Raw genomic sequence first — 13027 nt, forward strand, 5'->3', positions numbered from 1 at the left:
GAACGTGACGACAAATTATCCAAGCTATCGGATTACTCCCGAGGCAATTCATGCCGCCGCAAAGATCAACCACCTGGCAACAGTGTGTCCCGGGAATGCACGTATTCTTGAACTGGGATGTGGTTCGGCGTCACGCCTCATTACGCATGCTTTTGCAAATCCTGAAAGTATTTTCATTGGTATTGATATCGATGAACAGGGCATTCTTGATGGGCAGCAGCATGTGACAAGCCTGGGATGCGCCAACGTCGAGTTGTTTGCCGCAGGATTAGGCGACCTGCTGGCTGTGGATCCCGGCGAGTTTGATTACATCATTATTCATCGCACTTTTTCATTCCTTGGCAAAACCGAACGCGAAGCCCTGCTGGAGTGGAGCAAAGCGCATTTATCCCCCCATGGTGTCATTGCCATAAAATGGTCGGTACTGCCAGGTGGCGCAGCACGATTATCGTTAGGGGAGGCGTTGCAGTTTCATCTGGAACGTGCGCAAGAGGGGAGCGATCTCCTGGTAACAGCACGTGCGATGTTGAGCTTTATGCTGGTCACGCTGGAAGACGGGTTGTTGAAAGATGAGGCCCTCGCTGCTGAAAAGATGAACGATCTTGATCTAACTCTGGCCTACCTGAGCCCAACGGACGGGGCCTCTAATCTGAACGAATTCAGTTCTCAGGCAGAAAAGGTGGGGTTACAGTTTCTCGGCGATCTGTTACCGCAATATGAGCTGGGGAACTATTACAATCCGGCTATTGAAGAGATGTTAAATGCCGTTAGCGCCGATGCCAGCCGACTTATGGCGCAACAGTACCTCGATTATGCCGTTCAGCGGCGAGTGCGCTTTACGCTGCTTTGTCATCCATCCGTCAATGCAACACCAGTGACACCGGACCTCAGTCAGTTGAAAAACCTGCACTGGGCAGGGTGTTTCATACCGGTTGAGGTCGATTCGGCCAAAGCCTCTCATCTGTATAAAAACAGTCATGGCAAACTCATCCGCAGCGATAATGGCATAATCATTCGCCTTATGGAGTTGTTGGGCAGTGCCTGGCCGATGTCGTTAAGCTTTGAACAACTCGTCTTTAACTGCCAGTCACCTGAGTCTAAAGAAGATATTGAGGAGACGGTGTGGGAGTCGCTAAAGACATTATTTATGACCGGCACCGAAGGGCTTTACTGGAGTGCTTCACCGGCAGCGTATAACACTTCACAGAACGATTGGCTGGCGTTGGTAGGGGCATTGCCCACCGAGTGCCCGACAGAGAATACAACCCTGCACAATCTTTGGGGTGAGTCTGTTATCTTGACCCCGGCCGAGTGGAATTATATCCGATACGATATGGATATCGCGAATCAGACCTCCTGGGAACTCTACTCGTCATTGAAAATGAAAGGGTTGTTAATGGGCTCGCCTTCGGCCTGGAAAAAACAGCTGCAACGCTTTCTACGTGCAGGCATGACGAATGTCTTAACGTCTCAACTCTCACTTCTGTTGCTGCTAAGCGTTAAGCATCAGCAGGGAGGGATGTTATATGACGAAGTGCAGGAGCCAGCTTTAGCCGATGTAAACGTCGATTCACTCTATGATCGTGTTAACGAGCTCATCAGGAAAGGCCTTTCTCAGAAGGCCAGAGAGTACGCACAGGGATTAATGGAGAACGATCCTGAAAATATTCATATCCTTCGCTGTTACACCCGGGCATGCGTTTTAACCTCTTCATGGGATGATGCCTTAGCGTCTCTATGCAAATTAATGGGCTATTATTTTACCAGCCTCGATATTTACTACGATCTGGCGACTGTCCTGCAGAGAAAACGTGAATTCTACGGTGCGCGTAATATTGTCCGTACATTACTCAGACTTAATAACAAAAATATTGATTACTGGCTAAGTCTCGCTTCCCTTCATCACGCTTACGGTGATATGACCTTAGCGGAAAAATGCTGTCGTGAAATCATGCGCTTCCAGCATCCGGGAGCATCCTCTCTTGGTTTAACCGGCATAGTGTTGAGTGATAACCATAAAATGGCTGAAGCTCGCTATTTTATGGAAAAAGCCGTTGAGATGAGTAATTACAATTTTGGTTACTTCAGTAACTTATTATTTGTGATGAGTCATGATGCCAGCGTAAAACCTGAAGAACTGCTGGAAAAGCATCTGGAATTTGGTCGTCGTGCTGACGAATGGGCAAAAGGGTGTGAGTTAAAACCCGTCCTGAAAAATAGCCAGGACCCAGGCCGGAAGCTTCGAATCGGATTTGTCTCCGGGGATTTACGCAAACATCCTGTCGCTAACTTTTTGCTGCCCGCCTGGAATGCTCTGGATAGAGAAAAATTTGAGCTGGTGGCCTACAGCACGCTTTTCATGAATGAAGATAGTGTTTATCAACATTTCCGTGATACCGCGACCTTATGGCGTCAGGTGGATGCCCTCAGTGATATTGAACTGGCTAATCTCATCGCCGAAGATGAAATTGATATTCTGTTCGACTTATCAGGGCATACCGCCTACAACCGTCTGCCCGCCTTTGCTTTGCGCCCGGCGCCAATCCAGATAACCTGGATTGGTTATCCTGGTACGACTGGCATTAAACAGATGGATTATATTTTATTGCCGACGACCCTGACGCAGTCCCAGGTGCTGAGAGATCAGCTCTCTGAGAAGATCATGTTTGTCGAGACGCGTAAGCACTTTGAGCCCCATCCTCAATGTCCGGAACTCAATGAGCTCCCTGCGCTACGCAATGGCTACATCACGTTTGGTAGCTTTAACAGAGCTAAAAAGCTCAATGACCATGTTCTTGGCGTCTGGGCAAAAATTATGCTGGCGTATCCTGAGTCAAAACTGCTTATGGGGTTTATGACGGATGGGGAAATGGTGACGGCGATGACCAGACGCATGCAGGACCTTGGCATTGCTGAAGAGAGACTGATATTCAGAGGGTTAGTTGAACTGGACGAGTATCTCGCCTATCACCATGAAATTGATATATTGCTGGATACCTTCCCTTATACAGGGGGAACCACGACGCACCATGGTGCGTGGATGGGTGTCCCGACCCTGACCCTGAGCGGACCCACTATCCCCTGCCTGCAAGGTGTGGATATTATGGGCGGTTATCAACTTGAGCAATTTATCGCCATTGATGAACAGGATTACATTAATAAAGCCGTGAGCTGGGGTGAAAAAATTGCTGAACTGGCCAATATTCGTCAGGGCATGCGGGCCAGGATCCCTGTCGCGAATGAAGCAGGTTGCAATGTTGCGGCCAATTTAGAAAAAGCACTCAGGGAAGCATGGCATATGTATTGTCGTGGTGAACAACCCCATGAGTTTATTATTAGAAGTTAGGCATTAAAGTTGCTGCTCCTCTCCGGCGGAGAGGAGAGGGTGGTGGTAATAAAAAAGGCAGGTAGCACTTAAATGCTACCTGCCTGAAAGACCCTCAGAGATTATTTCCAGTAGTCGAGAAAACCATCTTTGCCAAAAAGCCACGTGGTTTGCAATTCCTGATTAATGGTGTCAATCAGCGGCTTAACTTCTTTATAAGGCTGGCGTAGAAGCACCCAGGATTTGCTTTTCGGACTGTAAACCGAAGAACGATATCCCCACTGTTCCATTAAAATGCTCATGCTTTTATTGGTATGGACGCAGGTATGTACCGGGACATCAATATAAAACCAGTTGGGATCTTCTGGGACTTTTTCTACGACCACCGTATGAATAAACAGGCTGCCACTGTCAGAGACCAGGCGATTAACGTTATCTAAATCATTACGCGTTAATACATGTTCAAACATGGCTGAGTTGATCACAAGAGACCAACTCTTATCTTCAGGCTCGTCAATATAGTTAAAGGCAGGATTTTGTACGTATTTGTCGTAGCAATAGGTGTTGCGCTTAAAATACTTCTGAATCAAATGACTAAGCGTGCCGTAGCCTGCTGCGTAATCCAGGATTCGACTGTCGTCAACGATGTTATTACGCGCCAGCAGCTCAATCATCAGGGCCTGTTCAGCATAGGGAGGCTGATTAAAGCCCAGAGTTTCACGGCCCCCGTTCTCATTATAATGATGAAAATCAGTGTTGAATTTTTCCCATTCACTCAGGGAGAGATCCTGATGCGTTTTCGAACTAAAAAATCCGCATTCAGGACATTGGTAATATTGCACCGGCAGCAGGCTCTGCGTGAATTTTTCCGCCGAAGGTGCAAGATACCTGGATTTTTCGAAATAGAACTTCATTTCGCTGTTACAGATGAGGCATGAGTTCGTCATGATGCTCCACGTTAAAAGAGTGTGCTGCCAGCCAGCGCGGGTAAGGAATGTGACATAAAAAGTGCTTTGATTAATGTCGCATATCCTGGCGGGGATCAGGCGCAAAACAGATGCCTTTTTCAGCCCTTGTTTCCGCGATGGCAGAGGGCTCTGATTATGGTCACCTCAAATAGGCCGTAAAATGTCGGTTATTTTACCGATAAGCTGGCGGCGGCCCTCGCTATGATGGAACATGTCTTCATTACACTCAGGTTTGCACATGGGCGATAAAATTTTTGTCACCAGTCCTTTACTGCCTCCTTTAGAGGAGTTCATGCCCTATCTTCAGAAAATATGGCAGAACCGAATTCTGACTAACGGCGGTGAATTCCATCAGGAACTGGAAGAAGCCCTGGCGCGCTATCTGGGCGTTAAATACGTTTGCCTGTTTGCAAATGGCACGCTGGCATTATTGACCGCGCTGCAGGCGCTGCGCGTGACGGGTGAAGTCATCACCACGCCATACTCATTTGTGGCGACATCACATACGTTGTTGTGGAATGGCTTAACGCCGGTATTTGCCGACATCGATCCGCACACGTTCAATATAGATCCAGAACGTATCGAAGAGTTAATTACCCCGCAGACAACAGCAATTATGCCCGTTCACTGCTATGGCATTCCTTGTGACGTGGATAAAATCCAGCAAATTGCTGATATCTATGGTCTGAAAGTGATTTACGATGCGGCACATGCATTTGGTGTTCGTCAGAACGACAGCAGCATACTGAATCATGGCGATCTGTCGGTATTAAGTTTCCATGCGACTAAAGTCTTTAATACCTTCGAGGGTGGGGCGATTATTTGCCACGATAGCCGCACTAAACAGCGTATCGACTACCTGAAAAACTTTGGCTTCGCCGGTGAAACGCGCGTTGTCGCACCGGGTATTAATGCCAAGATGAATGAAATGGAGGCGGCATTCGGTCTGCTTCAGCTGCAATATATCGATAATGCACTCCTGGCAAGGGCGGACATTTCTCAGCGTTACAGTGAAGCGTTTAAAGATACGCCTGGCGTGACGTTCTTTGATGCTGCTGACCGTTTTGAATGGAATCATGCCTATTACCCGATTCTGATCGACAGCACTTATCCCCTAAGTCGGGATGCGCTCTACGAGGCTTTGAAAGCGGAAAACGTCTACTCCCGACGTTATTTTTACCCTCTCATCAGTTCGTTCGCGATGTACAATCATCTACCGTCTGCAGCGTCGCACAGATTACCTGTCGCCAGTCGTCTTGCCGAACAGATCCTTTGCCTGCCAATATATCCTGACCTGAAGATCGAGGATCAACTGCGGGTAATCGATATAGTGCGGCGCTACGCGGTCATACCTTCAATAAGTCGTCAGGTTGCATAATAAAAAAGGCTTTGTTTATCAAAGCCTTTTTTTATTAGTGGGTAACGATTCTGTGGGGCGGAATGGCATACAGAACCAGTTCACATGCCAGTCTTGGGTGATGAGCACGTAGATAGAAACGATAGCCGGGCTGAACCTGATGAATAAATTGCGGAATGGTGATGAGATCGGCTGGCTTATGGTAAAGGCTGATAGCCAGTATCGGGTAATGTTTCGCAATTGTCGCTTCAGCACCTTGTAATGCCGCGAGCTCAGCGCCTTCAATATCCATTTTTATAAAGGTGACTTTCTCGCCTGCCACCACGTTATCGATGCTGTTAAGCGCGATTTCATCCCCGTCAGGCGCATCCGTTAATGCAGAAGAGAGAGCATGGCCGGCACTGAAGCGCAGGGTGGTTTTTTTATGCCATATACCGGCATTGATACACACGCACTGGGTTAAATTAAGCGTGTTTTGCTTCAGCAATTTGAACGTCGCTTGATCCGGTTCGAAGGCGAAAATTTTTGCGGGAGGGGCTGCGTTTTGCTGCTGCAGTGCCTGTAAAAAAGCCGCGATGCTGTCGCCATTATACGCCCCTCCATCCACAAAGACCTCTTCATCCCCCAGGCGAATCAGCTCTTCGGGGAAGTAATGTTGCGGATGAAAGACCGCATGATAATAGATTTCCCGCGCGCTTATCCGCTGGTTCAGATAAGCGATCAACGTGGCTTTTGACCTCTCATCGGCAAGGCTGGCGTAAAATTCATTAAGGGTATCCTGATGCGTTTCACACCACGCCGTCGTGAAATGTTCGCCAGCATTAATGCCCACAAAAGTGGGATCGTAAAACAGGATCTCGCCGGCATTGCGTTCAAGCTGGACTCGCAATGGCTCATCAATGTATTGCATGGCGATAATGTAGTTGTACTTCGACTCCTGTGCCATCAGCGACTCCAGGCCAACAATACGTTGTCCATTGAATTCGGCATCGGATTTAAGCCACGCATCACTTATCGCCACATAATCGACGGGCATTCCCTGACGCTGCATAAAATCCCAGGTTATTTGCGCCACATATCCGGCACCACAAAGCACGATGGGATGACCGTTAGCCTGCATCCGCGCCAGCATATCGATGAAGTGATTGCGGCTTTCACTAAGCATATCCAGTAAGGCTTTCAACATGATCTCCAGCGTTATGCGAAAGGGTTAAGAGGAGGGACGCGCAATGACGCGCGTCAGCATGGCGACCAAATCATAGCCGTCCCACTGCAGGGAAAAATCAAGGGTCTGGCCAACAGGAACGATGCGGTCAACGCCTCTGAAACCCGCAGCAAGCCAGCTGTCGAGTTCATCAGACGAAACGCCAAATGTGGCCATGGTCTGGCAGCGTGAATGACAAATCGGGTTTATCTCGTCAAGCGACCGCGCCACGTACTCCATGAAAAAACCACTGTTGCCGCGCCAGTCGAGTGTCTCTTTGTCAAGGGCAGATAATTCAACGCGCACTACGTTATTTTGTGCCCCGGACACTTTTTTCACGCCTGCAAATTGGGCACTTAACAAACATAACTGAGTCAGCTTATTAACAGCAGCGACGGGCTCTGGCGTATAACGTGCGGCGGCAAGCACCTCAAAATGCTGCCAGAATGTGTCGCGTCCCTGCTGGATATGCTCACCCAGCCAGACGATAAGAGACGGCGATGTACAGGCGTTCTGATCGTTTAACAGCGTGTCATTGTAAAATGCACGCGCGAGTTGGGCTTTTTCGGCATGGGCCAGATAAGCGTCGGCGTTAATCACCGCGATGGAGTAGCGATCGGCGAAAGCAATGTCCAGCGCGCGAGGCGGGAGTGAAGACTGACGCAACTGCGCGATTGTACCGTCGCCTCCCCAGATAATGCGTGTATCACATAATGCTGAAAGGGCATCATTAATGTGCTGCTGCCGATCGTAACGCACAAGAATAATTCGTGGCCGCATCAGTGGGTGGCTTTTGAGAGCACTTTTAATTAATCGTATCACTATCGCCGTCTGGGGATGATCGCGTCCGGGTAAACGAACAATATTCGCGTTACCGGTTAATAGCCCAACGATAAGCGAGTAGGCAAAATTCACCGCGACGTTGCCCGGCGCAATATGAAATGCCACACCCCGGCCATAACGCTGTGTTGCTGACATGTTGTCAGCCTGCATACGGGCAACAGAAGAGGCACGACACCAAAACCCCAGGCTTATGACATCCGGCCAGCTTTTCGCTTCGCTATCGGTTAGCGTCAGACGCGAAAAGGCGTCGAGAAAAGCGATAACTTCCGGAGCAAAAAGAGGCAGCGCTTTTTGCACAGGTGCGTCGCGCAGCAGCGTTTCATCTCCCAGAACAAAATCCAGACCCTTAAGATTGTGCTGCATAGGTATCACTGCATCCTCGTAATTCGGCTTTCTTCAGCCGACCTATAATGCGGAAGTATTTGCCTTTTCGCCCACAGGCACAGTCATCTTCTCCCAGAACGACGCCTTCATCTTCGGTCAGCAACGCATGGCCGGGATAGGATTCGGGTAACAGGGAGTTCACCTGGATAATGCCTGGCTGGCCGTGGGGAAGAACGGAAAAATCGCGCGGGTCACGGACAATAACATCCGAGAAAATCGACGTGTGCAGATGACCATGCTCGCACTGCATGTAAATGCAGCCGGTTTGTTCGACCATGCCGTAATAATCGTGTACCGCAGGCAGGGCGCAAACCTCATTCAGCTTTTGCGCAAAGACCTCGGGCGTAACGGCTATATTTTGCAGCTTTTTCCAGCCGCCGCCGTGGATCAACAGTGCATTGCTGAGATCAATGTTATGGCCGCTTGCTTTGAGTGCCTGATAAAAATGTTGCCAGACCATAAAGGTGAAGCCGAACAGCAGGATCCGCTTACCCTTATGCTTCTCTAAAAAAGCCGTAATGACGGGCAAATTAAGTGCCATGTTCTCGTCTAAGGCCCAGGCACGATCGCTGCCAAATAACGAGAAGCCTAAAATGCCTGCGCCACGGGCAGAGAACTGCTGGCGATCTTTTAACACGTCCGGGGAATCAATAATCAGCATCGGCAAACGCCCGGACCCGGTAAATTGGCTGACAATTTTTACCAAGGTTTTTTGCTGGTGGGATGCCGTTGCCTTATTCAGATAAATGCGTGAGACCTGCTGTCCGGTAGTGCCGGATGAGGTCAGGGTTTTCACAATCTCGCTGTCAGGTACGCTTTGCAGCTTCAGTGTTTTAAACAGCGAAACGGGAAGAAACGGCAATGAAGCTACATCGTTAAGCGTGGCGGGATCACATGACTGCGCATTCAGCATACGACGATAAGGTTCGCAGTGAGCATAATGATGCGCGGTAAGCTCACGCAGCCTGGCCAGTTGCAGCGCGTGTTTATCTTCCCGGGCAAGGGAGTAGGGCGCCTGCGCTAACAGTGATTCAAACGGAAGGGACATGATCTTTCAGCCTGTGGTAAAGCGTCTTGCCCGCGGCGTTTTTGGGTATCTCATCGAGTGTGATAACGCAAAATGCGGAATGATGGAGCTGACTTTTAGCCGCTGCATACTGTTTTACTGTGTTTTCGAAAGCGGCATCGGTAATGAAGATACAGAGTAAATCATCGCGTCCATCGCAGGCGCAGGAGAGCTCCGGGAAGGCTGATTTCACCAGTGTTTCCATATCATCCAGGCCGACGCGGTTGCCAAAAATTTTCAGAAAACGCTTTTTCCGTCCGACAATAGTGTAAAAACCCTCGGCATCCACACGAGCGATATCGCCGGTATGAAGTGTGCCCTGGAACGTATCGCCCAGCGCCAAATCGCTACCACGCTCGGCGTAGCCAAGCGCCACGTTTTCACCCTGATACACCAGCTCACCCTCCGTGTCGGGGGTGGTGATGATGCCACCGCCTGCGTCAAGCAGGATAAATTCACCGCCGGGCACAGGCTGACCAATAGTGCCATTTTTGCGCTGGGCAAATTCCGGGGCAAGCCAGGCCATGCGCGATGTCGCTTCGGCAGCGCCATACATCACCACAAAACGCTTTCCGTGTTGCTCTGCAAAATCGGTATATTCTTTTACCAGTGCCGGAGCCAGTTTTCCGCCCGCCTGGGTCATGGTGCGCATATCAGGCAGATCCATACGCATAAAACGCAATTTTTTAAGCATTTCCCAGGTGTAAGGCACCCCGGCAAGGGAGCTAGCCCGTTCATCGCGCACAAACTGCCAGAACTCACGCTGCATCACGCTCGCACCTGTCAGCAGCAACGTAGCGCCTGCTCTCAGGTGACTATTGACGATCGACAATCCGTACACGTAATTCAGTGGCAGGCTAACCAACCCCCGTTCGTGGGCATCGATGGCCAGATAGTTCGCAATGCTGGTGGCATTACTTTCCAGGTTGCGTTGACTTAAGCGCACCAGCTTGGGACTTCCGGTGGATCCTGAAGTCGTCATCAGCAGGGCAAGATCATCATGCAGTGGGAAGGGGGTAAGGCCAGTTGCGTGCAGACTGAAAGCACCTTCATCCTCTCGCCATAAAAACGCAGGATGGTAGGTGTCGATAAGTGACTGAACCATCGTGTCGTCAAGATCGGCGTCCAGCATCAGTGCAACTGCATTTTGCTTTAAACAAGCCAGGTAACCCATCACGGTGTCACACTGATTTTTGCAAAAAATAAAGACCAGACAACGCGGCGGAATTGACTCAGCCAGGGTCTGAACGCGCATGGTGAGCTCACCCCAGGTGAGAGTAAATCCACGTGCGTCCACTAACGCCGGATGATCAGAGGGAACCTTTTCCGTATGCCAGAACGCCATAATTTATAATGCACCCAGAATACGGGCGGCCAGTTGTGCTGCAGTGAGTCCGCTTTGTTCAAGCATCCACGCATAGTCGCCTGCATGTGGATAGCCCTGAGGAATACCGGCGATCATCAGTTTCGGCCGACGTTCTTCCCCGGCAAGAAATTCTGCGACTGCGCTACCGAGCCCCCCCGTCACGCTGTGTTCTTCCACCGTAACCAGCAGTTTTTTACCCAGATGTTCTTTAAGCGTCGTGACGTCGAGGGGTTTGATTGTATGCATGTCAATCACCGTCGCGTGCACGCCCTGGTCCGCCAGATGTCCGGCAGCGGTAAGAGAGGTGTGGACCATACTGCCGGTGGCGATGATGGCGATATCCTCTCCGTCACGCAGCGTATTGGCTTTACCTGGCACCAGTTCGAAGTCCTCTTTATAGACAATTGGCGCACGCATTCCACCCGTCAGTCGCAGGTAAACCGGTCCTGCATGTTCAAAGGCGGCCTGGGTCATTTTCACTGTTGCCGTACAATCAGCCGGAGAGAAAATAGTGATGTTGGAAACGGAACGCAGCATCGCCAGTTCTTCGATACCGTGATGGGTTGCGCCGAACATCCCTGTCGCCAGCCCTGAAGCCAGACCGACCAGTTTCACGTTTTCCTGCATATAACCCAGGTTTAAGCGCACCTGTTCGGCTGCACGCAGGGTCAGGAAGTTGGGGAACGAGGTCACAAAGGGGACAAAGCCGCTGGCTGCCAGTCCGGCAGCCACACCAACCATGTTCTGCTCGGCGATCCCGGCGTTAAAGAAACGCGCAGGCCAGGTGGTGCTAAAGCGGTCAAGACCGGAGGATTTACACAGATCGCCGGAAAGCGCGACGATATTTTCGTGCTCACGTGCCAGCTCCAGCAACGTCATACCGAATGTACCGCGTGAACCGAGCATTGACCATGAACGGATAGTCGCAGGTTTGAACTCTAGCATGATGTGCCCCCGTTGAGTTCAGCGAGCGCATCGCTAAGCTGCTGTGCAGAAATACGATTACGGTGGAACTCTTTGTTATTTTCCATCATGGAAACGCCTTTGCCTTTCACGGTGTCGGCAATGATGACCTTCGGTTTGCCGTTGTGTGGCATCGCGAAAGCCTTCGTCAGCGCCTGCAGATCGTGTCCGTCACAAACGATAGTTTCCCAGTGGCAGGCACGCCACAGCGCTTCAAGATCCATGCGCATCACATCTGCCGTGTGACCGTCAGATTGCAAACCATTACGGTCGACAATCAGTGTCAGGTTGTCCACGTTATGATGCGCCGCCATAAAGGCGCATTCCCATATCGCACCTTCATTGCACTCACCATCGCCCACCAGCGCATAGGTATGCCAGGTTTCTCCCTTAAGGCGCCGGCCCAGCGCCAGCCCGGTAGCAAACGAAAGCCCCTGAGCCAGACTACCGCCAGAAAAATCAATGCCGTATTCAGGATGTTTAGTGGGATGGACTTGCAGAACAGACCCGTTCAGCTCGAAGGTATTCAGCTGCTCAAGGGTCATAATGCCAAATTCGCACAGGGTAGCGTAAAGCCCCAGCGCGGCATGACCTTTACTCAGAATAAAGACGTCGCGGTGGGCGCTGGTAATATCTTTCGCGTCATAACGCATTACAACGCCGTAAAGCACGCTGAGTATATCCACCATCGACAGAGCAGGTGAGATATGTACGCCATCGCTTGGGGCATGATGGGCGACGCTCACAATCTGCTGCCGAATGCGACGTGCCGCGTTTTCTGTCTCTGAGAGCTTAGGCGTCATTTCAAACCGCCATCAACGCGGATCGTCTGCCCGGTTATGTAGGATGAGAGATCGCTTGCAAGGAATAATGCCGCTTCTGCAATTTCTGCAGGCGTGCCAGCTCGACGCAGATCGGCGCTATTTTTCGCCTCTTCCACGACCTGTTCCGGCATCGTCAGGAGCATATCAGTGTCGGTAATACCCGGGGCGATACAGTTGGCGCGTATGCCTTTTTCACCCAGCTCTGCCGCAATGGACTTGGTCATCGCGATGAGCGCTGCTTTTGATGCGCCGTAGGCTGATTTGCCTGGATTACCATCTTCACCCGCGGTGGAGGCAATATTAATAATACTGCCGCCCTGGTTGCGAACCATTAATTTGGCAATGTACTGGCTGAAAAGATAAACCGAGAAGAAGTTCACCTCAAACTGCGCGCGTAACTGCGCTTCGCTGGTCATCTGAAACAGGCTGTTTAAAGTAATCCCTGCGTTGTTGATAACGGCATCCAGCTGGCGCTTGTCAGACATGATTCTTTTTATCGCCAGCTTCATTGCGGCATAATCCGTCATATCAAAACAGACGGGCCAGATCGCAACCTGATGACGGTCGGCGATGGCTGCCATTTGCTCGATGAATTCCTCATCAGCTTCACGCGCATGGGCGTAAATGTTAGCGCCATTGGCGGCAAACACTTCGACCATAGCGAGACCCATGCCGCGGCGGCAGCCAGTAATTAAAACGGTCTTACCCTGCATCAACATTTCTGCTT

At 50.5% G+C, this 13027-nt stretch carries 10 protein-coding genes; 2 read left to right on the forward strand and 8 right to left on the reverse strand.

What is annotated here, in order from left to right:
• Nucleotides 1-4: 4 nt before the first annotated feature.
• Nucleotides 5-3346 (forward strand): bifunctional class I SAM-dependent methyltransferase/glycosyltransferase, encoded by a 3342-nt coding sequence (locus tag LG383_RS05205; RefSeq protein WP_225758494.1) that lies wholly within the window; start codon nucleotides 5-7, stop codon nucleotides 3344-3346.
• A 101-nt stretch (nucleotides 3347-3447) separates the two neighbouring features.
• Here the strand turns inward: LG383_RS05205 and LG383_RS05210 are convergent, their stop codons facing one another.
• Entirely contained in the window at nucleotides 3448-4377 is a 930-nt protein-coding gene (locus tag LG383_RS05210) for a methyltransferase domain-containing protein (protein ID WP_225758495.1), read from the reverse strand.
• Between the two features lie 154 nt (nucleotides 4378-4531).
• Here LG383_RS05210 and LG383_RS05215 point away from each other — a divergent pair, with 154 nt between their 5' ends.
• Complete coding sequence (locus LG383_RS05215) at nucleotides 4532-5671, forward strand: DegT/DnrJ/EryC1/StrS aminotransferase family protein (protein ID WP_106993407.1); 1140 nt, start codon at nucleotides 4532-4534, stop codon at nucleotides 5669-5671.
• Between the two features lie 34 nt (nucleotides 5672-5705).
• Here the strand turns inward: LG383_RS05215 and LG383_RS05220 are convergent, their stop codons facing one another.
• The 7 genes from LG383_RS05220 to LG383_RS05250 are packed head-to-tail and all read right to left on the reverse strand — an operon-like array spanning nucleotide 5706 to nucleotide 13019.
• Nucleotides 5706-6836: an FkbM family methyltransferase gene (locus tag LG383_RS05220; protein ID WP_106993406.1), complete on the reverse strand. Its 1131-nt coding sequence runs from the start codon at nucleotides 6834-6836 to the stop codon at nucleotides 5706-5708.
• Between the two features lie 24 nt (nucleotides 6837-6860).
• On the reverse strand, nucleotides 6861-8060 hold the full coding sequence (locus LG383_RS05225) for an acyl-CoA reductase (RefSeq protein ID WP_225758496.1): 1200 nt from the start codon (nucleotides 8058-8060) through the stop codon (nucleotides 6861-6863).
• Nucleotides 8044-9129 (reverse strand): acyl-protein synthetase, encoded by a 1086-nt coding sequence (locus LG383_RS05230; protein WP_225758497.1) that lies wholly within the window; start codon nucleotides 9127-9129, stop codon nucleotides 8044-8046. The genes LG383_RS05225 and LG383_RS05230 overlap by 17 nt, the downstream gene beginning before the upstream one ends.
• Entirely contained in the window at nucleotides 9113-10492 is a 1380-nt protein-coding gene (locus tag LG383_RS05235) for an AMP-binding protein (protein ID WP_225758498.1), read from the reverse strand. The genes LG383_RS05230 and LG383_RS05235 overlap by 17 nt, the downstream gene beginning before the upstream one ends.
• Nucleotides 10493-10495: 3 nt before the next feature.
• The gene (locus LG383_RS05240) at nucleotides 10496-11458 is read right to left on the reverse strand and encodes a transketolase family protein (protein WP_225758499.1); all 963 of its coding nucleotides are present in this window, start codon (nucleotides 11456-11458) and stop codon (nucleotides 10496-10498) included.
• Nucleotides 11452-12279 carry a transketolase gene (locus LG383_RS05245; protein ID WP_225758500.1) on the reverse strand — a complete coding sequence of 276 codons (828 nt, stop codon included), beginning with the start codon at nucleotides 12277-12279 and terminating at the stop codon, nucleotides 11452-11454. Before LG383_RS05245 ends, LG383_RS05240 begins: the two co-directional genes overlap by 7 nt.
• Complete coding sequence (locus LG383_RS05250) at nucleotides 12276-13019, reverse strand: SDR family NAD(P)-dependent oxidoreductase (protein WP_225758501.1); 744 nt, start codon at nucleotides 13017-13019, stop codon at nucleotides 12276-12278. Before LG383_RS05250 ends, LG383_RS05245 begins: the two co-directional genes overlap by 4 nt.
• Nucleotides 13020-13027 lie beyond the last annotated feature (8 nt).

It is taken from the genome of Leclercia sp. Marseille-Q4284 (genome assembly GCF_916618945.1).
In the GTDB taxonomy this organism is placed as follows: Bacteria; Pseudomonadota; Gammaproteobacteria; order Enterobacterales; family Enterobacteriaceae; genus Enterobacter; species Enterobacter tamurae.